Origin of the sequence: Alloalcanivorax venustensis ISO4 (assembly GCF_015356855.1) — a bacterium.
Lineage (GTDB): Bacteria > Pseudomonadota > Gammaproteobacteria > Pseudomonadales > Alcanivoracaceae > Alloalcanivorax > Alloalcanivorax venustensis.
This window is the reverse complement of the sequence record NZ_ARXR01000005.1, coordinates 121,115-141,966: the sequence shown is the minus strand read 5'-3', so window position 1 is coordinate 141,966 and position 20,852 is coordinate 121,115. Positions and strand designations below refer to the sequence as shown.

Sequence of the window (20,852 nt, the reverse complement as noted above, 5' to 3'; positions counted from 1 at the left end):
AACCGTGAAAGTGCTCATCGGGAGCGTCAGTGCAATCAGTGTGCCCGAGCCGTCAAGCCGGAACGGCGCCGCCGGGCCCAAGCGATTGACCGGGGAAATAGTATATCATCACCGCTTTGTTCAACGGGGGCTGTTACATGTCGCAGCAGCGGGCTGACACGGGAACCTTGGTGGCGGTGCACGGCGCCGGCCTGGCGTATGGGGCGCACAGCGTGCTCGACGACGTCTCCCTGACCCTGGAGCCGGGCCGCATCACCACGCTGATCGGCCCCAACGGCGCCGGCAAGAGCACCCTGGCGCGGCTGGTGCTGGGCCTGGCGCGGCCCGATCGCGGCCGCGTGGAGCGCCGCCCGGGCCTGCGCGTGGGCTATATGCCCCAGCACCTGCAGGTGGATGAAAGCCTGCCGCTGACCGTCGACCGCTTTCTCTGGCTGGCGGCGCCGGGCCGCACCCGCGCCCGCCGCGACGCCCTGCAACGCACCGGCGTGGCCCATCTGCGCCGGCGCGCGGTGCGCGGGCTGTCCGGCGGCGAAATGCAGCGGGTGCTGCTGGCCCGGGCGCTGCTGCGCAAGCCCGACCTGCTGGTGCTCGACGAGCCCGCCCAGGGCGTGGACGTGGCCGGCCAGGACGCCCTCTACGGCCTGCTCGGCCAGGTCCGCGACGAGACCGGCTGCGGCATCCTGTTGATCTCCCATGACCTGCACCTGGTGATGGCGCGCACCGACCAGGTGGTGTGCCTGCACCACCATGTGTGCTGCTCCGGCACCCCGGAGGCGGTCAGCCGCGACCCGGCCTACCACCGCCTGTTCGGCCCCAGCGGCGGCATGCCCAATCTGGCCGTGTACACCCACGATCATGACCACGACCATGACCTGAGCGGCGACCCGCACCACGACCACCACGGGCACACGGGGGGCCACCACCATGATTGAACTGCTCGCGCCGGCGCTGCTGGCGGGCCTGGCGGTGGCCCTGGTGGCCGGCCCCATGGGGTCCTTCGTGGTCTGGCGGCGGATGGCGTTCTTCGGCGACACCCTGGCCCACGGCGCCCTGCTGGGCGCGGCCCTGGCCCTGGCTCTGGACGTGAACCTGTACGTCGCCGTGGTGGTGGCCTGCCTGGCCATCGCCGGCGCCCTGGCGGGGCTGCAGCAGCAGCGCCAGATCACCGGCGACACCCTGCTGGGCATCGTCGCCCATACCACCCTGGCGCTGGGCGTGATCGCCATCAGCCTGCAGAAGAGCGTGCAGGTGGATCTGTTCGCCTACCTGTTCGGCGATCTGCTGGCGGTGAACTGGGGCGACGTGCTGGCGCTGTGGGCCGGCGCGGTGCTGATTCTGGTGCTGCTGGCCTGGCACTGGCGGGCGCTGCTCAGCATCACCGTGAACGAAGACCTGGCCCAGGTGGAGGGCGTGCCGGTGACCCGCACCCGGCTGATCCTGATGCTGCTGCTGGCGCTGCTGATCGCCGGCGCCATCCGCACCGTCGGCGTGCTGCTGATCACCTCGCTGCTGGTGATTCCCGCCGCCGGTGCCCGCCGCCTGTCGCGCACCCCGGAACAGATGGCCGCCCTGGCCAGCCTGCTGGGGCTGGCCTCCGTGTCCCTGGGGCTGGCGATGAGCTGGTACGCGGACACTCCGGTGGGCCCGTCGATCGTGGTGGCCGCCGCCGTGCTGTTCGGCTTCACCCTGCTGCGCCGACCCGACGCCTAGCCATGATCGCGAAGGACCCCGCCCTGGACCGCCGCATCTGGATGCTGGCGTGGCCGTTGCTGCTCTCCAATATCACCGCGCCGCTGCTCGGCCTGGTGGACACCGCCGTGGTCGGCCATCTGGATTCGCCGGTGTATCTGGCGGCGGTGGCGCTGGGCAGCAACGTCTTCATGTTCCTGTACTTCTCGTTCAACTTCCTGCGCATGGGCACCACCGGCTTCACCTCCCAGGCGCGCGGCGCCGGTGAGGCGACTCTGGTGGTGCTGCTGCGGGCGCTGCTGTTGTCGACGCTGGTGGGCAGCGCGCTGATCCTGCTGCGGCCGCTGCTCAGCGACGTGGCGCTGTGGTTGCTGGGCGGCAGCGACGAGGTGCAGGGGCTGGCGCGGGAATACATCGGCATCCGTATTCTCGGCGCGCCGGCGGCGCTGGGGAATTTCGCGCTGATCGGCTTCGCCATCGGCCTGCACCGCACCAGCGTGCCGCTGAAAATGACCGTTCTGATGCACTCCAGCAATGTGCTGCTGGATGTGCTGCTGGTGCAGGTGTGGCATTTCGACGTGCGCGGCGTGGCGGTGGCCAGCGCGGTGTCGGAATACCTCGGTCTGGCCGGCGGGCTGTTCTGGCTGCGCCGGGAGATCTTCGGCGCCGCCTGGCGGGCGCTGCCGGTGGGCGCGCTCAAACAGGTGGCGCCGATGCTGCAACTGCTGGCGGTGAACCGGGATATTTTTATCCGCAGCCTGACGCTGCTAACGGTGTTTTTCTTCTTCACCGCCCAGGGCGCGCGGCTGGGCGACACGGTGCTGGCCGCCAACGCGGTGCTGATCACCTTCCTGCTGCTGCTCAGCAATACCCTGGACGGTTTCGCCAACGCCGCCGAGGCCCTGGTGGGCGACGCCACCGGCCGCCGTGACCGGCGCGCCCTGGACGCGGCGGTGGCCGGCACCGGCAAGTGGACGCTGATCATCGCCGCGGCGGCGCTGCTGGCCTTCGTCGCCGGCGGCGGCCCGCTGATCCGCCTGCTCACCGACCTGCCGGGGGTGCGCGACACCGCCACCACCTACCTGCCCTGGATGCTGTTGCTGCCGCTCACCGCCAGCGCCGGCTTCTGGCTGGACGGCGTGTTCGTGGGCGCCACCCTGGCCCGGCAGATGCGCAACACCATGATGGTGGCCACGGCGCTGTTCTTTCCGGTCTGGTGGCTGACCAGCGGCTGGGGCAATCACGGCCTGTGGCTGGCCATGAATCTGTTCATGGCCAGCCGCGGCGTGCTGATGGGGTGGGTGTGGTACCGGATCAGCGCTTGGGCAGAATGAACTTCATCAGGGTCATGAACCACATCAGGTGGCCGGGGTCGCCTTCCACCTTGATGTCGCCGGCCTGCATGCCTTCCATGAACGCCATCTGGTTCTTGCCGGAGGCCTTGAGGGTGCGGAACGCGTAGTCCGCGTCCTTGAAATTGAGGGTCACGGACGGCGACGGGTGCAGGCCCCTGCGGCTGGTCACCCGGTCCGGCTGGAAGTGATACCAGCGCGCCACGCCGCCGCTGAAGGTGCGCCACTGCATCACCACGTCGCGGTGCGCGAGCTGCTTGCGAAAGCCCTCGTCGCGGCCGGCCAGCCAGGCCAGCCGCCAGCCCAGGACCATCAGGATCAGACGGAATTTCATGGCATCAGCGCCGGAAGCTCTTTATTGAGCTTCATCTTTTCCTTCACCGCGTCACCGGTGAGCGCGTAGCCGCGCAGGTTACCGTCCCGGTCGCGGAACAGGGCCTTCACGGTGTTGCCCTCTTCCTCGGTCTCCCAGTCGCCTTCCAGCTCCTCGGGCACCGGGCACACCACCACCGGGCAGGCCGGAGTCTTGATGGTCACCGGCATCACGCCGTAGCTCACCGGCGTCGGCTCGCCGGCCAGGGTCTTGGCCAGCGCCCGGGCGGACGCCATCAGCGGCAGCACATAGGGCAGCACATGGCCCTGCACTTCGGCGCAGTCACCCAGGGCGTAGACGTTATCGGCGCTGGTCCGCAGGCTCTGGTCGGTGAGGATGCCCCGGTTGGTTTTCAAACCGGCGTCCTTGGCGATGCCGATGCGCGGGCGCAGGCCGATGGCGGCGAGCACCACGTCGGATTCCAGATGGGTGCCGTCGGACAGCTCGGTGACCAGCTTGTCCGGGTTGTCCTTGCCGTGGTGCACGGCCTTGGCCAGGGGACCGAAATGGAAACGCACGCCCAGGTCTTCCAGGCCGCGGCCGACGGCGGCGGAGGCCGGCTCCGGCAGCAGCATGGGCAGGCAGCGCCCCATGGGCTCCACCAGGCTGACCTGGAAGCCGCCGTTGGAGAGGTCGTTGGCGAACTCGCAGCCGATCAGGCCGCCGCCGAGAATGGTGACCTCACGCTTGCCTTCCAGGGCCTGGCGGAAGCGGCCGTAATCCATCAGATCGTTGACCGAGAACACCTCGCCGACGGCGTCGCCTTCCAGCGGCGGCGTCCAGGTGTCAGCGCCCAGGGCCAGCACCAGGCTGCTGTAATCCAGGTGATCATCGGGCAGCAGCACACGCTGTTTGTCGGTGTCGATGCCGGCCACATGGACGCCGGTGCGCACCGTCACGTTGAACTGCTCGGCGACCTGCTCGGGGGTCGCCATGGCCAGCTCATCGGCGGTTTTTTCCTTGGTGAAGCCGGTGGAGAGCATGGGCTTGGAGTAATTACGCCCGTCGTCGGCGGTGAGCACCACCACCGGCGTCTCTTTATCCAGCTTGCGGAATTCCTTGACCGTGTTGAAGCCGGCCAGGCCGGAGCCGATGATCACGATTGGATTCATGGGAGTGTCCTGTTTCAGATTTCCACCATCTCGAAGTCTTCTTTGCCGACGCCGCAGTCCGGGCACACCCAGTCATCGGGAATGTCGTCCCACTTGGTGCCGGGTTCGATGCCCTCTTCAGGCAGGCCTTCTTCCTCGTCGTAAATAAAGCCGCAAACCACGCATTCCCATTTTTTCATGCTGAACCTCGTCTGGTCGGGGGAAGCCGGGCCCGGTACGCGGGCCCTTCCAGGGGCCGCTAACGTATCCACGGGCGCGTGAAAAATCAATGACAGCGGATAATGGTAGCGTTGCCCGACGGCCGACGTCTTGCCGATCCGCGCTTCATGGGCCATAGTCGCACGCTCGAGATCCCGCGCCCCGGGCGCGAGCAAAGCGAGTCCCCATGCCCGATACCGCAATGCGCGCCGACGCCCGCTGGCGTCCCCAGGAACAGCTCAGCCTGCCGCCGCTGGTGCGCGACTGGCTGGCCGACCCCGGCTCCCTGACCGCCCGCCTGCGCCTGTACGGCGCCTTCCGGGTGGTACCCCGTGAAGACCGCATTATTCGCCCCACCCTCGCCGAGCAGCAGCTGCTGGGCCGCATCGGCCGTGGCCGCGCCCTGGTGCGGGAAGTCACCCTGCTGGTGGACGAGGAGCCGATGGTGGAGGCGCGCAGCGTGCTGCCGCTGGCCAGCTTGCGAGGACCCAACCGCGGCCTGGCGCACATGGGCAGCCGCTCGCTGGGCAGCGAGCTGTACCGGCGGCCCATGGCGCGCCGTGACCGGGTCTGGGTGCGCCACGGCGCCGCCCCCTCTGGCCAGACGCCCTGCTGGGGGCGACAATCCCGGTTCATCAAGCGCGGCCGGCCCTTGCTGGTGACCGAGCACTTCCTGCCCGCGCTGTGGCGGCGGGTCGAGGACATGGATCGCTGAGGACGCCTATGCTGGCTTTCGTGGAACATCGCTACCCCGCTCTCTGGCCCTGGATCCAGCTGATGCGCCTGGACCGGCCGATCGGCAGCATGCTGCTGATGTGGCCCACCCTGTGGGCGCTGTGGATCGCCGGCGGCGGCACACCCAGCCTCAAACACATCGTCATTTTCGTGCTGGGGGTGTTCGTGATGCGCGCCGCCGGCTGCGTGATCAACGATTTCGCCGACCGCGACTTCGACGGTCATGTCACGCGCACCCGGGGCCGGCCGCTGGCCACCGGCGCCCTGTCCGCCCGCCAGGCGCTGATGCTGTTCGCCGCCCTGGGGCTGATCGCGCTGGGCCTGGTGCTGTGCCTCAACCGTTTCACCCTGGTGCTGTCGTTCGGCGGCCTGGGGCTGGCGGTGCTGTACCCCTTCACCAAGCGCTTTACCTATCTGCCGCAGCTGTTCCTGGGCGCCGCCTTCAGCTGGGCGATTCCCATGGCGTTCGCCGCCGAGACCGAGAGCGTGCCGGAAATCGCCTGGCTGCTGTTCACCACCAACCTGCTGTGGACCGTGGCCTACGACACCGAATACGCCATGTGCGACCGGGAAGACGACCTCAAGGTGGGCATTAAAAGCACCGCCATCCTGTTCGGTGATCTGGACAAGGTGATGGTCGGCGCGCTGCAGGTGCTGACCCTGGTGGCGCTGTGGGTGCTCGGCCAGCGGCTGGGCTTCACCTGGCCCTGGTATCTGGGCCTGGCCGGCATGGCGGCGGGCTTCGCCCATCAGCAGTGGCGCATCCGCTACCGCGAGCCCTGGCCCTGCTTCCACGCTTTTCTAAGCAACCACTGGGCCGGGGCCAGCGTGTTCGCGGGACTTTATTTTCAATACCTGCTGGCCGCGCCCGGCCCGTGATCGCGGGCGGCGGGGTCGCCGCCGCCGCGAGAAGCGTGCAAAGTTGTCATCATCATGTCATAAAAAGGCAATGTAATAGGGGCACTTAAATGGGCAACCCCTGAGAATAAGCCATGTCCCGTAATCGAATTCTGATTGTTGACGACGAACCCGCGATCCGCGAAATGGTGGCGGTGGCGCTGGAGCTGGCGGATTTCGACGTGCTGGAGGCGGACAACGCCCAGCGCGCCCACGAGTACATTGTCGACGAGCGACCGGACCTGGTGCTGCTGGACTGGATGTTGCCGTCGGTGAGCGGTATTGAGCTGGCCCGGCGCCTCAAGCGCGAGGACGCCACCGCCGAAGTGCCGATCATCATGCTTACGGCGAAGAGCGAAGAGGACAACAAGATCCAGGGCCTGGACGTGGGCGCCGACGACTACATCACCAAGCCGTTTTCCACCCGCGAGCTGATCTCGCGCATCAAGGCGGTGCTGCGCCGCACCTCGGTGGTGGCGGCGGAGAAAGCCATCGACGTGGAAGGCCTGTGCCTGGACCCGGTGAGCCACCGGATCAGCGCCAACGGCGACCCGGTGGACATGGGCCCCACGGAATACCGCCTGCTGGAGTTCTTTATGAGCCACCAGGAGCGGGCCTACTCGCGCACCCAGTTGCTGGACCAGGTGTGGGGCGCCAACGTCTACGTGGAAGACCGTACCATCGACGTGCACATCCGGCGCCTGCGCAAGGCGTTGTCGCCGCACGGGTTCGATGGTTTCATCCAGACGGTGCGCGGGACCGGTTACCGGTTCTCGGTGAAGTCCAGTCAGGCGTCATAATGATCGGGTCCGCGACGCGGACCAACGGAGCCGGAAGGGCGGTGAATGAAAGATCCGGCGGGCATGAAAGCCAGTCTCGGCAAGGAAGTGAACCGCATCGTCATCCTGGTGGCGGTGTCCGTGGCGGTTTGTCTGGCCCTGCGCAGCATCTGGCCGCTGGTGGCGGGCCTGTCGCTGTATATCATCTGGAGCACCCGGCAGCTGTTCGCCCTGTACGCCTGGCTGGTGCGCGAGGAGCACACCGAACCGCCGGACAGCGTCGGCCTCTGGGGTGAGTTCTACACCCGCCTGGAGCACCTTTTCCAGAAAGAACGGCGCGCCCAGGACAACCTGCAGAGCATCATCGTGCGCGCCCAGCAGTCGGTGAACGCCCTGGAGGACGTGGTGGTGCTGATCGACCAGCACGGCTACCTGGAATACTGGAACCACGCCGCCGGCCGGCATCTGGGCTTCCGCGCCGACAAGGACCTGGGCCAGCCGCTCACCAACCTGATCCGCCATCCGCGTTTCACCGACTACCTGACCCAGGGCGATTTCCGCGAACCGCTGGAGATTCCCTCGCCGGTGGACGACAACCGCATCCTGCAATTGCGCATCACCGAGTTCGGCGTCGGCGATCAGCTGATTCTGGCCCGGGACGTGACCCGCATTCATCACCTGGAACAGATGCGCAAGGACTTCGTGGCCAACGTCAGCCATGAGCTGAAAACGCCGCTCACGGTGCTCAAGGGCTACCTGGAAACGCTGCTCGACACGGTGCCCGAGGAGCAGACCCGGCTGCGCCGGGCGCTGACGCAAATGGACGCCCAGAGCCAGCGCATGGAGGCGCTGGTGCAGGACCTGTTGCTGCTGTCACGGCTGGAGAACACCGAGGCGGACAACCTGCAACAGGCGGTGGCGGTGCACGGCATGCTGCAGCGCATGCGCGAAAGCGCCCTGGCGCTGGCGCCGGAGAAGCAGCAGACCATCGAGCTGGACGTGCCGGAAAACGCCCGTCTGATCGCCAACCCGGCGGAGCTGGAAAGCGCCTTCGGCAACCTGATCGTCAACGCGGTGAAGTACACCCCCGCCCACGGCGTGATCCGCATTCACTGGTGGCAGGACGCCGACGGCGCCCACCTTTCGGTGCGCGACAACGGCATCGGCATCGACCCGGCGCACATCCCCCGGCTCACCGAGCGCTTTTACCGCCCGGACAACAGCCGCGTCACCCAGACCGGCGGCACCGGCCTGGGGCTGGCCATCGTCAAGCACGTGATGATCCGCCATAACGGCAAGCTGGAGATCAAAAGCGAGCTCGGCAGCGGCAGCAACTTCACCTGCCATTTCCCCGCCAGCCGGCTGGTCAGCAAGCCCACCGCCCTGGCCAGCGGCTGACCGTCCGCCGGCGTTTTAATAGTGCGGCGGCGGGGCGTCCTCAATGCGCAGGGCGGCGAGCTCCTCGCTCTGCTCCACCACCCGGTCCACCAGTTTGCGGTAGGCGGCTTCCAGCTCGTCGAGCTTGCGCTGCTGGTCACTGACGATCTGATTGAGGCTGGCCACCAGGTCTTCCTGGTAGGCCAGTTTGGTTTCGATATCGAGAAAGCGGTCGTCGCTCATGGGCTCTCCTGACGTGGGCCTGGCGCGGGCCGGCAGTATAGCGCTAGACGGTGTCCGCCAGCACCGCCTCCGCCAACCCCAGCGGATCCTCCTCCAGCCAGTCCAGCTGACCGTCCAGCAGCAACTGCCCCAATCCGTGCACCAGCGCCCAGGCGCGCAGCGCCGCCCGGGTCACGCTGTCCGGGTCCGGCTCGCCGCCGGGCCAGCCACGCGACACCGCCTGGCGCAGGGTCTCGAACGCCGCCCGCGAGGCCTCGCGCAGCTCGTCTTCGCGGCGGTGCGGCGGAATCACGCTGAACATCAAGCGGAACAGCGCCGGGTTGGCGTGGGCGAAGCGAATATAGCTGCGCCCCCCGGCCAGCAGTTTTTCGTCGCCCTCCGCCCGCGCTTCGGCCTCGCGCTGGGCGGCGCTGAGGCGCCGAAACCCCTCCGACGCCAGCGCCTGCAGCAGCGCGTCCTTGTTGGCGAAATGGCGGTAACTGGCGTTGGCGGTGACGCCCACCCGGCGGGCCAGCTCGCGCAGGCTGAAGCCGCCGTCGCCGCTTTCCGCCAGCAGCACCAGGGCCTCGTCCACCAGGGCCCGGCGCAGATCACCGTGGTGGTAGCGGTCCGGAGAGGGGTCCTTGTTTGATGTTGACACTGTACACATCCTTTTCTATCTTATGTTCACAGCATACACATTAAGCCGGTACGGGCCCAGCCCGCCGGGGGAGAAAAGTGATGGTGGCGGTCTGGATTCATCTCGTCGCGGCGCTCTGGGCGCTGGTCTTCGGTGCCGTGCAGTTGCTGTCCGCGAAGGGGTCGCGGCGGCACCGCTGGCTCGGCTGGTCGTGGGTGCTGGCCATGGTGGTCACGGCGGTGTCGTCGTTCTGGCTGAGCGGCGGCCTGGCGCTGCTGGGGCCGTTCAGCGTGATACATCTGCTGTCCGTGTGGACCCTGGTGTGCCTGGTGATCTCGATGCTGGCGGTGCGCCGCCGGCGCCTGGATACCCACCGTAATTTCCTGGTGGGCGCCTATCTGGGGCTGGTGGGCGCCGGGCTGGGTACCCTGGCACCGGGGCGGCTGATCAGCGGCTGGCTGTTCGGCGCTTGATTTAAATCCCTGCCGCGGCTATGGTTTCCACCGTCTTAGGGGAGTAGTCACCCGGGTTCCCTCCCGGGGCGGTCGTCAACATATTTGCGCCTCAATGCGCATGGTGGCCGTGTCCTCCGCCGCACCGGCGGATGGATCGACGAGACCTGAGACATTGTCTGCATTCCGCGGGGGCGGGATCGGTGGGCAGTGTCTCTGGTAATCGTTCGATCCCGCCCCTGTAAGGTTTTCCTTTGGACGCTTTCCTCTCCTCCACCCTGCTGGTCGCCCTGGGCGAAATCGGCGACAAAACCCAATTACTGTCCCTGGCCCTGGTGTGCCGCTTTCGCAAGCCCTGGCCGATCCTCGCCGGCGTGGTGGTCGCCACCCTGATCAACCACGGCATCAGCGTCTGGTTCGGCGACTGGCTGGCCGACGCCATCCCCGCGGACTGGCTGACCTGGATCCTGGGCGGCAGCTTTATCGCCCTGGGCCTGTGGATGCTGATTCCCGATAAGGACGAAGAGGTGGGCGACAAATACCGATTCGGCCCCTTCCTGACCAGCCTGGTGCTGTTCTTCATCGCCGAGATCGGCGACAAGACCCAGGTGGCCACCGTGGCCCTGGCGGTACGCTTCCAGGAATTCTGGCCGGTGCTTCTTGGCACCACCACGGGTATGATCGCCGCCAATCTGCCGGTGATCTGGGTGGCCCACCGCCTCGCCAATGAGCGGTTCGAAACCTGGGCCCACCGGATCAGCGCCGCCCTGTTCATCGCCTTCGGCGTCTGGGCGTTGCTATAACGAAAGCGAGCTGTGCCATGGCCCTCACCGCCACCATCTACAAAGCGGAACTCACTGTTTCGGATATGGACCGGGATTACTACGCCACCCATAACCTGACGGTGGCGCTGCACCCCTCGGAAACCGAGGCCCGCATGATGCTGCGGTTGATGGCCTTCGCCCGCCACGCCCATGAGGACCTGAGCTTCACCCGGGGCCTGTCGTCCACCGACGAACCGGACCTGTGGCGCCACCACCCCAACGGTACCCTGGAAGAGTGGATCGAGCTGGGCATGCCGGATGAGAAGCGGCTGCGCAAGGCCTGCGGCCTGGCCGATGCCGTGGTGGTCTACACCTACGGCCGCCAGGCGCCGCTGGCCTGGCGCGAGGCCCTGGGCCGCAAGCTGGACCGTTTCGACAACCTCACCGTGCTGCGCGTGATGCCGGAAACCGAAGCGGCGCTGGCGTCCCTGGCCCACCGCCAGATGCGCCTGAACGCCATGATCCAGGACGGGCAGCTGTGGCTGGGGGACGACGGGGAAAGTGTGGCGGTGGCGCTGGAATCCCAGCTATAGCCGCGTCCGGCACAGGTAGAACAGCCCCACCACCGGCCCCGGCAACAGCAGCCAGGCGACGCGCAGATCCAGCGCCGACCAGAACTCAGAGACCAGGAAGATCGCCGGAATGGTGAGCGCGAAGCCGATGGCGTTCATCACCGCCAGGGTCGAGCCGACCCGGTCCCGGGGCGCGGTGGCGGCGGCCAGGGCGGAAAGCTGCGGCGAATCGGCGATCACCGTGAAGCCCCACAGCAGCAACAGCGCCAGCAGTAGAAAAGGGGACAGACTTCCCAGCAGCGGATAGACCAGGCACAGCAGGCCGGATGTGGCCAGCGCCGCCCTCGCCACCCACAGGCTGCCGCGACCGCGGCTGACACGACCGCCATAAACACAGCCCACCAGCCCCAAAGCGATCACCAGGAACGCCAGCCACGGCACCAGCGCCTGATCGGCGCCCAGGCGCTGCAGCTCCCGGGCCACCAGCAGCGGTGTCAGCGTCCAGAACGCATAGAGCTCCCAGCAGTGGCCGAAGTAGCCCAGGGCGGCGGCGCGGAAATCGCCACTGGCGAAGGCGGCGAAGCCTTCGCGTAGCGGCTTCTTCCGGCCGGGCGGCGGCAGATGGGGGCCGTCGCCCAGGGCGCGGATCAGCCACGCCGCCACCAGCGCCAGCAGCGAGGCGGTGAGCAGCGGCCACTGCCAGGGCAGGCCCAGGGTGGCGCCGCGCAACAGATGCGGCACGGCCGTGCCCAGGGTCAGCATGCCCACCAGCCAGGCCAGGGCGGCGCCGGTATGGCGCGGTGTCCAGCTGATCACCAGCTTCATGCCCAGAGGGTAAATACCGGCCAGGCAGAGCCCGGTGGCGAAGCGCATCACCAGCGCCGCCGACGGCTGCCAGGCCACCAGCACGAAGGCGCCGTTAACCAGCGCGCCCAGGACCGCCGCCATCGCGAACACCCGGCTGGCGCGGAAGCGGTCGGCCAGGCCGGTGGCCGCCAGCGCCAGGGTGCCGAGGATAAAGCCCGCCTGGGTGGCGATGGTGAGGCGCCCCAGGTCGGTCTCGGTGAGCCCCAGTTCCTGGCCCAGGGACAGCCCCACGCCGTTAACGCTGAACCACAGCGAGGTGCCCAGAAACTGGGCGGCGACAATCACCGCCAGGGGGAAGCGGGACAGGGTTTCGGCGGGCATGGCTTCCCCTTTTGGCCAGGTACGGGCTTACATGGTGCGCTGATTAACCCGGCGGGACACCTCTTCCGCGCTCTCCTTGCGTTCGGAGTAGCGGTCGGTGAGATAGTCGCTGCGATCACGGACCAGCAGGGTGAATTTCACCAGCTCCTCCATGACGTCGACTATACGATCATAGTAGGGGGACGGCTTCATGCGGTCGTTGTCGTCGAATTCCAGGAACGCCTTGGGCACCGACGACTGATTGGGGATGGTCACCATGCGCATCCAGCGGCCCAGCACGCGCAGGTGATTGACGGTGTTGAACGACTGCGAGCCGCCGCTCACCTGCATCACCGCCAGGGTTTTACCCTGGGTGGGGCGCACGCCGCCCAGCGCCAGCGGAATCCAGTCGATCTGCGCCTTCATGATGCCGGTCATGGCGCCGTGGCGCTCCGGCGAGCACCACACCATGCCTTCGGACCACTGCGCCAGCTCGCGCAGCTCCTGGACCTTGGGGTGCTCCGCCGGCTCGGCGTCCGGCAGCGGCAGCCCGCGCGGGTCGAAGATCCGCGTTTCTGCGCCCATGGCCTCCAGCAGGCGTGCCGCCTCCTCCACCGCCAGACGGCTGAACGAGCGCGCCCGCAGGGACCCGTAAAGCAACAGAATCCGGGGTTTGTGAGTGGACGGCTGATCCTGGAACACGCGGTCAACGCCGGGAACCTGGAAGCAGTTGTCGTCGAGATTAAAAAGGTCTGTCATGGCGATAACTTCAACACTTTTGGTTTTAGCTATTAACTATTAACTGTTCACTCTTAACTGTTCACTGCTCACCGCCGTCCTCAAACCAGTGCTTGGTACGGTTAACGATGGCCACCAGCGACAACATCACCGGCACCTCGACCAGCACGCCCACCACCGTGGCGAGGGCGGCGCCGGAGGACAGCCCGAACAGGCTGATCGCCACCGCCACCGCCAGCTCGAAGAAGTTGGAGGTGCCGATCAGGCAGGCCGGACCGGCCACGTTGTGGGGCAGGCGCAGCCAGCGGGCGGCGACGAAGGCGACCAGGAAGATGCCGTAGGTCTGAATCAGCAGCGGAATGGCGATCAGCACAATGGCCTGGGGCTTGGCGAGGATGGTTTCCGCCTGGAAGCCGAACAGCAGCACCACCGTGGCCAACAGACCGAGGATGCTCACCGGCTTGAGGGTGTGGACGAAATCGTCCACCGCTTTTTCGCCGCCGCGACCGCTCAGCCAGCGCCGGGTGAGCGCCCCGGCCACCAGCGGCAGCAGTACGTACAGTACGGTGGACAGCACCAGGGTGTCCCAGGGCACAGTGATGTCGCTGACGCCCAGCAACAGCGCGGCGATGGGGGCGAAGGCGAATACCATGATGACGTCGTTCACCGACACCTGCACCAGGGTGTAGTTGGCGTCGCCCTTGGTGAGATGGCTCCACACGAACACCATGGCGGTGCACGGCGCCACGCCCAGCAGGATCATGCCGGCGATGTACTCGCTGCCGGTCTGCGGGTCCACCATGTCGGCGAACAGCACCTTGAAGAACAGCCAGCCCAGCGCCGCCATGGTGAACGGCTTGATCAGCCAGTTCACCACCAGGGTGAGCAGCAGGCCCTTGGGCTTGTCGCCGACGCGCTTCATGGCGGCGAAGTCGATCTGGATCATCATCGGGTAGATCATCACCCAGATGAACACCGCCACCGCCAGGTTCACATGGGCCACCTCGAAGGCGGCCACCGCCTGGAACAGGCCCGGCACCGCCAGCCCGAGGGCGACGCCGGCGACGATCGCCAGCCCCACCCAGACGCTGAGAAAACGCTCAAAAAACGGCATCGATTGCGATCCTTTATTCCTGACCCAGCTCGCGGTGGATTTTCTGCATGGAGGCGACCAGGCCGAGCGGCGTGGTGGCGGCGAGGTCCAGTGCCGCCAGCTTTTCCAGGCGCTGGCGCAGACGCTGGTAGGTGCGCTCAAAGACGGCGTCGATTTCGTCGTCGCTGCCCTCGGCGCCGGCCGGATCGGGGATGCCCCAGTGGACCTTGGCGGCCTCGGACAGCCACACCGGGCAGGCCTCGCCGGCGGCGGCGTCGCACACCGTAATGATCACGTCGAAGCGCTGGCCTTCCAGATCGTCCATGGACTTGGAGGCGGGCTGGTCCACCGGCACGCCGTGGCGTTCCAGCACCGCCAGGGCACGCGGGTGCACCTGCCCGGTGGGCTGGCTGCCGGCGCTGCGGGCGCGGATGCGGCCTTCGCCGAGGTGATTGGCGAGCGCTTCGCCGAGAATCGACCGGCAGGAGTTGCCGGTACACAGAAACAGCACGTTCAGGGGCAGTTCCATGGGAGTCTCCATTAACAGCAGACCGGCGCCGGTGTGCGCAGGCCCAGTTGTGCCCGGGCCGGCTCGGCCAGGGTTTCGATGACAGTGAGTGCCCACTCCGGCAACTCGGGATTAAGGCGGTAATGCATCCAGGTGCCCTGCCGGCGCGCCACCACCAGTTCGCACTGGCGAAGCTGAGCCAGATGGCGGGAAATGGTGGACTGGGGGGCGTCCAGCGCGTCCACCAGATCGCAGACGCAGATCTCGCGCTGCACGTCCATCAGGCAGACCAGGCTCAGGCGCAGGTCGTCGCCGAGGCATTTGCAGAGTTTGGTGGCGGAGAGGTTGGTCATGGCGCGGCGGGAGCCTATATTCGTATATTCGTATATTCGGAATTACGGATATATTGGAGGAAACAAACGTCTTTATCAAGGTCTCTGGGATCCTGCCGGGCGGCGTAGCCGCCCTTTCGCGGGCGGGGCCCGCTCCCACAGGCCGCTCCTACAGGACGCTTCCACAAGGCCCGCATTCATCGCGGGCCCGGACAGGGGTTAGTCCTTTTTGCGGACTTCTTTTTCCATTTCGTCGATGGAGATGTGGCGCACGTCGGTGCCTTTGACCAGGAAGATCACCTGCTCGCCGATGTTGCGGGCGTGGTCGCCGATGCGCTCCAGGGCGCGCAGGGACCAGATGATGTTGAGCACCCGGGAGATGGCGCGCGGGTCTTCCATCATGAAGGTCACCAGGGCGCGCATGGCGGAGCGGTACTCCAGGTCCACTTCGCTGTCCTCGGCGGCCACTTCCACGGCCTTGTCGGCGTCGAAGCGGGCGAAGGCGTCCAGGGCGTCGCGCAGCATGTTGCGCACGTGGTTGCCGATGTGCCGGACTTCCACGTAGCCGCGCGGTGATTCGCCGTCCTCGGCCAGTTGCAGCGCCATGGCGGCGATCTTGGCGGACTCGTCGCCGATGCGCTCCAGGTCCGACACCGCCTTGGACACGGCGATGATCAGCCGCAGGTCCGAGGCCGCGGGCTGGCGCAGCGCCAGTACGCGGGCACACTCTTCGTCGATCTGGATTTCCAGGTCGTCGACCCGGTCTTCCGTGGTAAGCACTTTTTCCGCCAGGGCGGAGTCGGCGTGCAGCAGCGCTTCCAGCGCGTCCACCACCTGTTTTTCCACCAGGCCGCCCATCTCCATCAGATGGTTGCGGATGGATTCCAGCGCCTCGTTGAATTGCGAGGAGCTGTGCTGACCAAAATGCATGCGATCCATGTTGTCTCTCCTTGGACCCGTTGGCCTTAGCCGAAGCGGCCGGTGATGTAGGCTTCCGTGAGCTCGTGCTCCGGCTTGGTGAATACGGTTTCGGTGTCGTTGACCTCGATCAGCCGCCCCAGGTGGAAGTAGGCGGTGCGGTGGGATACGCGCGCGGCCTGCTGCATGGAGTGGGTGACGATGGCGATGGTGTAGGACTCGGAGAGCTCGTCGATCAGCTCTTCGATCTTGGCGGTGGCGATCGGGTCCAGCGCCGAACAGGGCTCGTCCATCAGCACCACTTCCGGGCTCACCGCGATGGTGCGGGCGATACACAGACGCTGCTGCTGGCCGCCGGACAGGCCGGTGCCGGAAGAGTGCAGACGGTCCTTCACCTCGTTCCAGAGGCCGGCGCTGCGCAGGCTGTTCTCGACGATTTCATCAAGATCGTATTTTTTGTCCGCCAGACCGTGCAGCCGCGGGCCGTAGGCCACGTTGTCGTAGATCGACTTGGGGAACGGGTTGGGCTTCTGGAACACCATGCCGACCCGGGCGCGCAGTTCCACCACGTCCAGCTTGGGGTCGTAGAGGTCCTGATCGTCCAGGTGCAGCTCGCCTTTCACCCGGCAGATATCGATGGTGTCGTTCATGCGGTTGAGCGACCGCAGGAAGGTGGACTTACCGCAACCGGAGGGGCCGATCAGGGAAATCACTTCGTTCTTGCCGATGTCCAGGCTGACGTCGTGGATCGCCTGGTTGTCGGCGTAAAAGACGTTCACGTGGCGCAGCTTCATCTTGGGCGCATCCACGAACGGCTTACCCACGGTTTTTTCCGGGTAGGGAGTATCCTGCATTGACCTTTCTTCCACGTCGATCAAGGGCTTCGCCGCATCATCATCGGCGCGGTTGCGGTTGTCCAGTTCTCGTGCGGTATCCATGTTCCTCTCCTTACCAACGGCGCTCAAGGCGCTTGCGCAGTACCACCGCCAGCGTGTTCATGGTGATCAGGAAGGCGAGCAGGACCATGATCGCCGCCGATGTCATGGCCACGAAGGACTGCTCGGGGCTGTCCGCCCACAGATAAATCTGCACCGGCAATACCGTGGCCGGGTCGGTGGGGCCACCGGGGATGTCGACGATAAAGGCGACCATGCCGATCAACAGCAGCGGCGCGGTTTCGCCCAGCGCCTGGGCCATGCCGATGATCGAGCCGGTAAGCATGCCCGGCAGCGCCAGCGGCAACACATGGTGCAGCACCACCTGCATCTTCGACGCGCCCAGGGCCAGGGCCCCTTCGCGCACCGAGGGCGGCACGGTTTTGATCGCCGCGCGGCTGGTGATAATGATGGTCGGCAGCGTCATCAGCGTCAGCACCAGACCGCCCAGCAGCGGCACCGAACGGGGCAACCCGAACAGATTGATAAAGATCGCCAGACCCAGCAGACCGAAAATGATCGACGGCACCGCCGCCAGGTTGTTGATGTTCACCTCAATGAAATCGGTGAATTTATTGCGCGGCGCGAACTCTTCCAGATAGATCGCCGCCGCCACGCCGATCGGGAAGGACAGGCAGAGCGTGACGATCATGGTGAAGAAGGAGCCGACAATGGCGCTGCCGATACCGGCCAGCTCCGGCTCGCGGGAATCACCGTGGGAGAAGAACGAGGCGTTGAAACGCTTTTCCGTATCACCGGCCGCTTCCAGATCTTCGATCCACTGCTTCTGCTGATCGCCGAGACGGGCCTCGGGCCGCTTTTTCTCGGGCGTTTTCAGATACAGGTCGACGTCGTCGTCGGCCAGCAACCAGAGGTTGCGGGTGCCACCCAGAAGGCTGGGGTCGGCTTTCAGCTCGTCGCGCAGGTTGTAGCTGGCGCCGCTGCTCACCAGGGCATAGAGCTGGCGTTGCTGCTGACGGTCGTCGACACCGGGAAAGCGCTCGCGCAGCGCTTCCTTGATCACGCCACCGAAATTGGCGTAGTTGAGCTGCTCGTCGTCGCTGGCGTCGTCCACGCCGAGCACGTCCCGGTCGAGGCTGATTTCCAGCTGGATGTAGTGCTCGAAGAAGGCGCTGTGGCCCTTGCCGATAATGTCGGTGAACAGAATCAGCAGCGCCAGCAGCCCGACACCGATGGACAGAATGCCGTAGGCCTGGAAACGCTTCTCCTGCCGATAACGCCGCGCCAGGCTTTTACGTACTTTCGCCGTGGTCTCGCTCATTACGCCGCCTCCCGGTGGATTGTCAGTCGGTTCATTCGTACTGCTCCCGGTATTTCTTGACGATGTGCAGCGCGACCACATTGAGCACCAGGGTGGTGATGAACAGCATCAGACCGAGCGCGAAGGCGGCCAGCGTCTTGGCGCTGTCAAACTCCTGGTCACCGGTAAGCAGGGTGACGATCTGCACGGTAACGGTGGTGACCGCTTCCAGCGGGTTCACCGTCAGGTTGGCGGCAAGGCCCGCCGCCATCACCACGATCATGGTTTCGCCGATGGCGCGGGACGCGGCCAGCAGAATGCCGCCCATGATGCCCGGCAGCGCGGCCGGGAAGACCACCTTGCGAATGGTCTCGGACTTGGTGGCGCCCAGACCCAGGGAGCCGTCACGCATCACCTGGGGCACGGCGGTAATCACGTCATCGGAAATCGAGGAGACAAAGGGAATAATCATCACGCCCATCACCAGACCGGCGGCCAGCGCGGATTCGGAGGCCACGTCCAGCCCGATGCTTTCACCCACGTCACGGATGAACGGCGCCACGGTCAGGGCGGCGAAGAAGCCGTAGACCACGGTCGGCACACCGGCGAGGATCTCCAGCAACGGCTTGGCCACGGCGCGCACCTTGGCGTGGGCGTATTCGGCCAGGTAGATGGCCGACATCAGGCCAACCGGCACCGCCACCAGCAGTGCGATGGCCGAGATCAGCAGCGTGCCCATGAACAGCGGGATGGCGCCGAAGGCGCCTTCGGAGGCCACCTGGTCGGCGCGCAGGGCGGTCTGCGGGCTCCACTGGGTGCCGAACAGGAAGTCCACCGGCGACACCTGACCGAAGAAACGGATCGACTCGAACAGCACCGACATGACAATGCCGACGGTGGTCATGATCGCCACCAGCGCGCACAGCATGAACAGCACCCGCAGGATCTTTTCCACCTGCTGGCGGGCGCGCAGTTGCGGCGCGATCTTCAGCCAGCCCCAGGCGCCGCCGAGCATGGCGACGACGATAAAGACCACCGTCAGCGCCATGGTGTTGGTACCGCGCAGCCCGCGCAGCAACTCGGCGGCGCCGGCGATCTCGGGGCGCACCGAATCCGCCGCCAGGGCGCCGCTGGCGACATTCTGAATCTGGCTGAGCAGCAGGCCCCGACCGCCTTCGGTGGCCGGACGGACGTCCTCCGGCAGACTCAGCATCACCGTGTTTTGGATAATGGCGTCGTCGAAGATCAGCCAGGCGCCCAGTACCACCAGCGCCGGGATCGCGCACCACAGTGCTGCCCGCATCGCGTAGTAGAAGGGCAGCGACTCAAGGTGGCGTATTCCCCCCAAAGGCCGCGCCTGGGCCAGGGATTTTTGCCAGCCTATGTAGTAGGCCGCCGCCACCATGGCGACCAGCAGCAACAACAGGTTGCCTGTTTGCATGCCAACAACTCCGAGTGGATGATTTTCTCGCGCAAACCTGAGGTTTGAGAGAAAAAACCGGGTTTATCCGCGCCCCGTCGGGGCGAAGAAAGCCCGGTGACTCAGCGTCACCGGGCTTGGTTCGTTACGCGTCCCTGTGTAAGCCCACGTCCTGTCTTACAGTTCCTTACCGGTCATGCTCTTCAGGCTTTGTGCCTGCTTGGCCATCTTGGCGCGCATGTCGTCCGGCAGCGGAATCATACCTTTGTCGACCAGGTAGCCGTCCGGGCCCCAGGCGCGTTCGCTGGTGAATTCCTTGATGTAGCCTTCGATGCCGGGTACCACGCCCACGTGCGCTTTCTTCACGTAGAAGAACAGGGAGCGGGATACCGGGTAATCGCCGCTGGCGATGGTTTCCATCTGCGGCTCAACGCCTTCGATGGTGGCGGCCTGTACCTTGCCACGGTTCTGATCCAGGAAGGAGTAGCCGAATACGCCCAGCGCCTGCGGGTTGGAACCCAGCTTCTGCACGATCAGGTTATCGTTCTCGCCGGCTTCCACATAGGCGCCGTCTTCACGGATGCTGCGGCAGATGGACTTGTACTTGGACTTGTCTTCTTTCTTGATGGCGGCGATCCAGTCGAAGGTTTTGCAACCGCCTTCGATGGCCAGCTCGTTGAACGCGTCACGGGTACCGGAGGTGGGCGGCGGGCCCAGCACTTCGATTTTGGTGTTCGGCAGGTCCGAGTTCACTTCGTTCCAGGTCTTGTACGGGTTGGGCACCAGCTTCTCGCCGCCCTTCGGGTCCGGCACTTCCTTGCCCAGCGCCAGGAAGATGTCGCGCTTGGACAGGTCGACCTTCTCGCCTTCCACGGAGTTGGCGATAACGATGCCGTCATAGCCGACCACGACTTCGGTGATCTCTTTAACGCCGTTCTTCTGGCACATCTCGAACTCGGACGCCTTCATCCGGCGGGACGCGTTGGTGATGTCCGGGTTCTCGGTGCCGATGCCCTGGCAGAACAGCTTCAGGCCGCCGCCGGAACCGGTGGATTCGATCTTCGGCGTCGGGTTGCCGCTACGACCGAAGCGCTCGGCCACGGTGGTGGCGAACGGGTATACCGTGGAGGAACCCACGATGGAAATGGTGTCACGGGCGATCGCGGTGGCCGGGGCGCTGGCGAGGGCCACGGCGGCGGCGGCGCCGACGAGAGTCGCTTTCATTTGAAATTTCACTGTTAGCCTCCTGGTTGCATGGCGCCGGCGTTGGTCTCAACCCGGCTTCTTCTCTTCAGGCATGACGCATGCTAGAGGCGAT

25 protein-coding genes and 1 riboswitch are annotated in these 20,852 nt (G+C 66.0%); of the genes, 10 read left to right on the top strand and 15 right to left on the bottom strand.

All coding sequences use genetic code 11. The features are described 5' to 3' along the window. Positions 1-137: 137 nt before the first annotated feature. From znuC to ISO4_RS04760, 3 genes are read left to right on the top strand one after another with little or no spacing between them, the layout of a single operon-like run. On the top strand, positions 138-932 hold the full coding sequence (gene znuC, locus ISO4_RS04770; protein ID WP_142947678.1) for a zinc ABC transporter ATP-binding protein ZnuC: 795 nt from the start codon (positions 138-140) through the stop codon (positions 930-932). Beyond that, positions 925-1,710, top strand: a complete 786-nt coding sequence (gene znuB, locus ISO4_RS04765) for a zinc ABC transporter permease subunit ZnuB (RefSeq protein WP_194855327.1) — start codon at positions 925-927, stop codon at positions 1,708-1,710. Before znuC ends, znuB begins: the two co-directional genes overlap by 8 nt. 2 nt (positions 1,711-1,712) lie before the next feature. Further along, positions 1,713-3,023, top strand: coding sequence for an MATE family efflux transporter (locus tag ISO4_RS04760; protein WP_194855326.1), 1,311 nt, complete (start codon positions 1,713-1,715; stop codon positions 3,021-3,023). On the opposite strand, the gene ISO4_RS04755 is transcribed toward ISO4_RS04760, so the two are convergent. Genes ISO4_RS04755 through rd form a run of 3 tightly spaced genes read right to left on the bottom strand, consistent with a single transcriptional unit; the run spans position 3,004 to position 4,705 of the window. Continuing rightward, positions 3,004-3,375, bottom strand: a complete 372-nt coding sequence (locus ISO4_RS04755) for a hypothetical protein (protein ID WP_194855325.1) — start codon at positions 3,373-3,375, stop codon at positions 3,004-3,006. The two genes, ISO4_RS04760 and ISO4_RS04755, sit on opposite strands and share 20 nt — an antisense overlap. Continuing rightward, a complete protein-coding gene (locus tag ISO4_RS04750) occupies positions 3,372-4,526 on the bottom strand; it encodes an NAD(P)/FAD-dependent oxidoreductase (RefSeq protein WP_194855324.1) in 1,155 nt (384 codons plus the stop codon). Before ISO4_RS04750 ends, ISO4_RS04755 begins: the two co-directional genes overlap by 4 nt. Before the next feature lie 14 nt (positions 4,527-4,540). Continuing rightward, positions 4,541-4,705: a rubredoxin gene (gene rd, locus ISO4_RS04745; RefSeq protein WP_067608246.1), complete on the bottom strand. Its 165-nt coding sequence runs from the start codon at positions 4,703-4,705 to the stop codon at positions 4,541-4,543. Positions 4,706-4,911: 206 nt separating this feature from the next. Here rd and ISO4_RS04740 point away from each other — a divergent pair, with 206 nt between their 5' ends. From ISO4_RS04740 to phoR, 4 genes are all read left to right on the top strand, one after another. Next, positions 4,912-5,439 (top strand): chorismate--pyruvate lyase family protein, encoded by a 528-nt coding sequence (locus tag ISO4_RS04740; RefSeq protein ID WP_194855323.1) that lies wholly within the window; start codon positions 4,912-4,914, stop codon positions 5,437-5,439. Between the two features lie 8 nt (positions 5,440-5,447). After that, entirely contained in the window at positions 5,448-6,338 is an 891-nt protein-coding gene (ubiA, locus tag ISO4_RS04735) for a 4-hydroxybenzoate octaprenyltransferase (protein ID WP_142947684.1), read from the top strand. A 113-nt stretch (positions 6,339-6,451) separates the two neighbouring features. Beyond that, the gene (gene phoB / locus ISO4_RS04730; RefSeq protein ID WP_067609780.1) at positions 6,452-7,156 is read left to right on the top strand and encodes a phosphate regulon transcriptional regulator PhoB; all 705 of its coding nucleotides are present in this window, start codon (positions 6,452-6,454) and stop codon (positions 7,154-7,156) included. 45 nt (positions 7,157-7,201) lie between these two features. Further along, positions 7,202-8,533, top strand: a complete 1,332-nt coding sequence (gene phoR / locus ISO4_RS04725; protein WP_228547916.1) for a phosphate regulon sensor histidine kinase PhoR — start codon at positions 7,202-7,204, stop codon at positions 8,531-8,533. Between the two features lie 15 nt (positions 8,534-8,548). Here the strand turns inward: phoR and ISO4_RS04720 are convergent, their stop codons facing one another. Both ISO4_RS04720 and ISO4_RS04715 read right to left on the bottom strand, forming a co-directional pair. Continuing rightward, positions 8,549-8,755, bottom strand: a complete 207-nt coding sequence (locus tag ISO4_RS04720; protein ID WP_142947685.1) for a SlyX family protein — start codon at positions 8,753-8,755, stop codon at positions 8,549-8,551. A gap of 43 nt (positions 8,756-8,798) precedes the next feature. Continuing rightward, positions 8,799-9,395 carry a TetR/AcrR family transcriptional regulator gene (locus ISO4_RS04715; RefSeq protein WP_255442187.1) on the bottom strand — a complete coding sequence of 199 codons (597 nt, stop codon included), beginning with the start codon at positions 9,393-9,395 and terminating at the stop codon, positions 8,799-8,801. A gap of 80 nt (positions 9,396-9,475) precedes the next feature. Here ISO4_RS04715 and ISO4_RS04710 point away from each other — a divergent pair, with 80 nt between their 5' ends. The 3 genes from ISO4_RS04710 (at position 9,476) to ISO4_RS04700 (ending at position 11,183) form a co-directional block, all read left to right on the top strand. Further along, complete coding sequence (locus ISO4_RS04710) at positions 9,476-9,847, top strand: DUF2306 domain-containing protein (RefSeq protein WP_142947687.1); 372 nt, start codon at positions 9,476-9,478, stop codon at positions 9,845-9,847. A 26-nt stretch (positions 9,848-9,873) separates the two neighbouring features. Then, a riboswitch (yybP-ykoY riboswitch) is annotated at positions 9,874-10,028 on the top strand. A 52-nt stretch (positions 10,029-10,080) separates the two neighbouring features. After that, positions 10,081-10,629, top strand: a complete 549-nt coding sequence (locus ISO4_RS04705) for a TMEM165/GDT1 family protein (RefSeq protein ID WP_194855322.1) — start codon at positions 10,081-10,083, stop codon at positions 10,627-10,629. Positions 10,630-10,646: 17 nt separating this feature from the next. Next, a complete protein-coding gene (locus ISO4_RS04700) occupies positions 10,647-11,183 on the top strand; it encodes a YaeQ family protein (RefSeq protein WP_142947689.1) in 537 nt (178 codons plus the stop codon). Here ISO4_RS04700 and ISO4_RS04695 read toward each other — a convergent pair. The 10 genes from ISO4_RS04695 to ISO4_RS04650 form a co-directional block, all read right to left on the bottom strand. After that, positions 11,178-12,350: an MFS transporter gene (locus ISO4_RS04695; protein WP_194855321.1), complete on the bottom strand. Its 1,173-nt coding sequence runs from the start codon at positions 12,348-12,350 to the stop codon at positions 11,178-11,180. The two genes, ISO4_RS04700 and ISO4_RS04695, sit on opposite strands and share 6 nt — an antisense overlap. Positions 12,351-12,377: 27 nt before the next feature. Next, positions 12,378-13,088 carry an arsenical resistance protein ArsH gene (gene arsH / locus ISO4_RS04690; protein WP_142947691.1) on the bottom strand — a complete coding sequence of 237 codons (711 nt, stop codon included), beginning with the start codon at positions 13,086-13,088 and terminating at the stop codon, positions 12,378-12,380. A 61-nt stretch (positions 13,089-13,149) separates the two neighbouring features. After that, positions 13,150-14,181, bottom strand: coding sequence for an ACR3 family arsenite efflux transporter (gene arsB, locus ISO4_RS04685; RefSeq protein ID WP_194855320.1), 1,032 nt, complete (start codon positions 14,179-14,181; stop codon positions 13,150-13,152). A 13-nt stretch (positions 14,182-14,194) separates the two neighbouring features. After that, positions 14,195-14,689, bottom strand: a complete 495-nt coding sequence (locus ISO4_RS04680; RefSeq protein WP_142947693.1) for an arsenate reductase ArsC — start codon at positions 14,687-14,689, stop codon at positions 14,195-14,197. An 11-nt stretch (positions 14,690-14,700) separates the two neighbouring features. After that, positions 14,701-15,021 (bottom strand): metalloregulator ArsR/SmtB family transcription factor, encoded by a 321-nt coding sequence (locus tag ISO4_RS04675; protein WP_194855319.1) that lies wholly within the window; start codon positions 15,019-15,021, stop codon positions 14,701-14,703. A gap of 198 nt (positions 15,022-15,219) precedes the next feature. Beyond that, positions 15,220-15,939: a phosphate signaling complex protein PhoU gene (gene phoU, locus ISO4_RS04670; protein ID WP_142947695.1), complete on the bottom strand. Its 720-nt coding sequence runs from the start codon at positions 15,937-15,939 to the stop codon at positions 15,220-15,222. Between the two features lie 26 nt (positions 15,940-15,965). Next, entirely contained in the window at positions 15,966-16,856 is an 891-nt protein-coding gene (pstB, locus tag ISO4_RS04665) for a phosphate ABC transporter ATP-binding protein PstB (protein ID WP_067610430.1), read from the bottom strand. A gap of 10 nt (positions 16,857-16,866) precedes the next feature. Further along, positions 16,867-18,135, bottom strand: a complete 1,269-nt coding sequence (gene pstA / locus ISO4_RS04660; RefSeq protein WP_194855318.1) for a phosphate ABC transporter permease PstA — start codon at positions 18,133-18,135, stop codon at positions 16,867-16,869. A gap of 31 nt (positions 18,136-18,166) precedes the next feature. Then, positions 18,167-19,555: a phosphate ABC transporter permease subunit PstC gene (gene pstC, locus ISO4_RS04655; protein WP_194855317.1), complete on the bottom strand. Its 1,389-nt coding sequence runs from the start codon at positions 19,553-19,555 to the stop codon at positions 18,167-18,169. A gap of 156 nt (positions 19,556-19,711) precedes the next feature. After that, complete coding sequence (locus ISO4_RS04650) at positions 19,712-20,758, bottom strand: substrate-binding domain-containing protein (RefSeq protein WP_142947699.1); 1,047 nt, start codon at positions 20,756-20,758, stop codon at positions 19,712-19,714. Positions 20,759-20,852 lie beyond the last annotated feature (94 nt).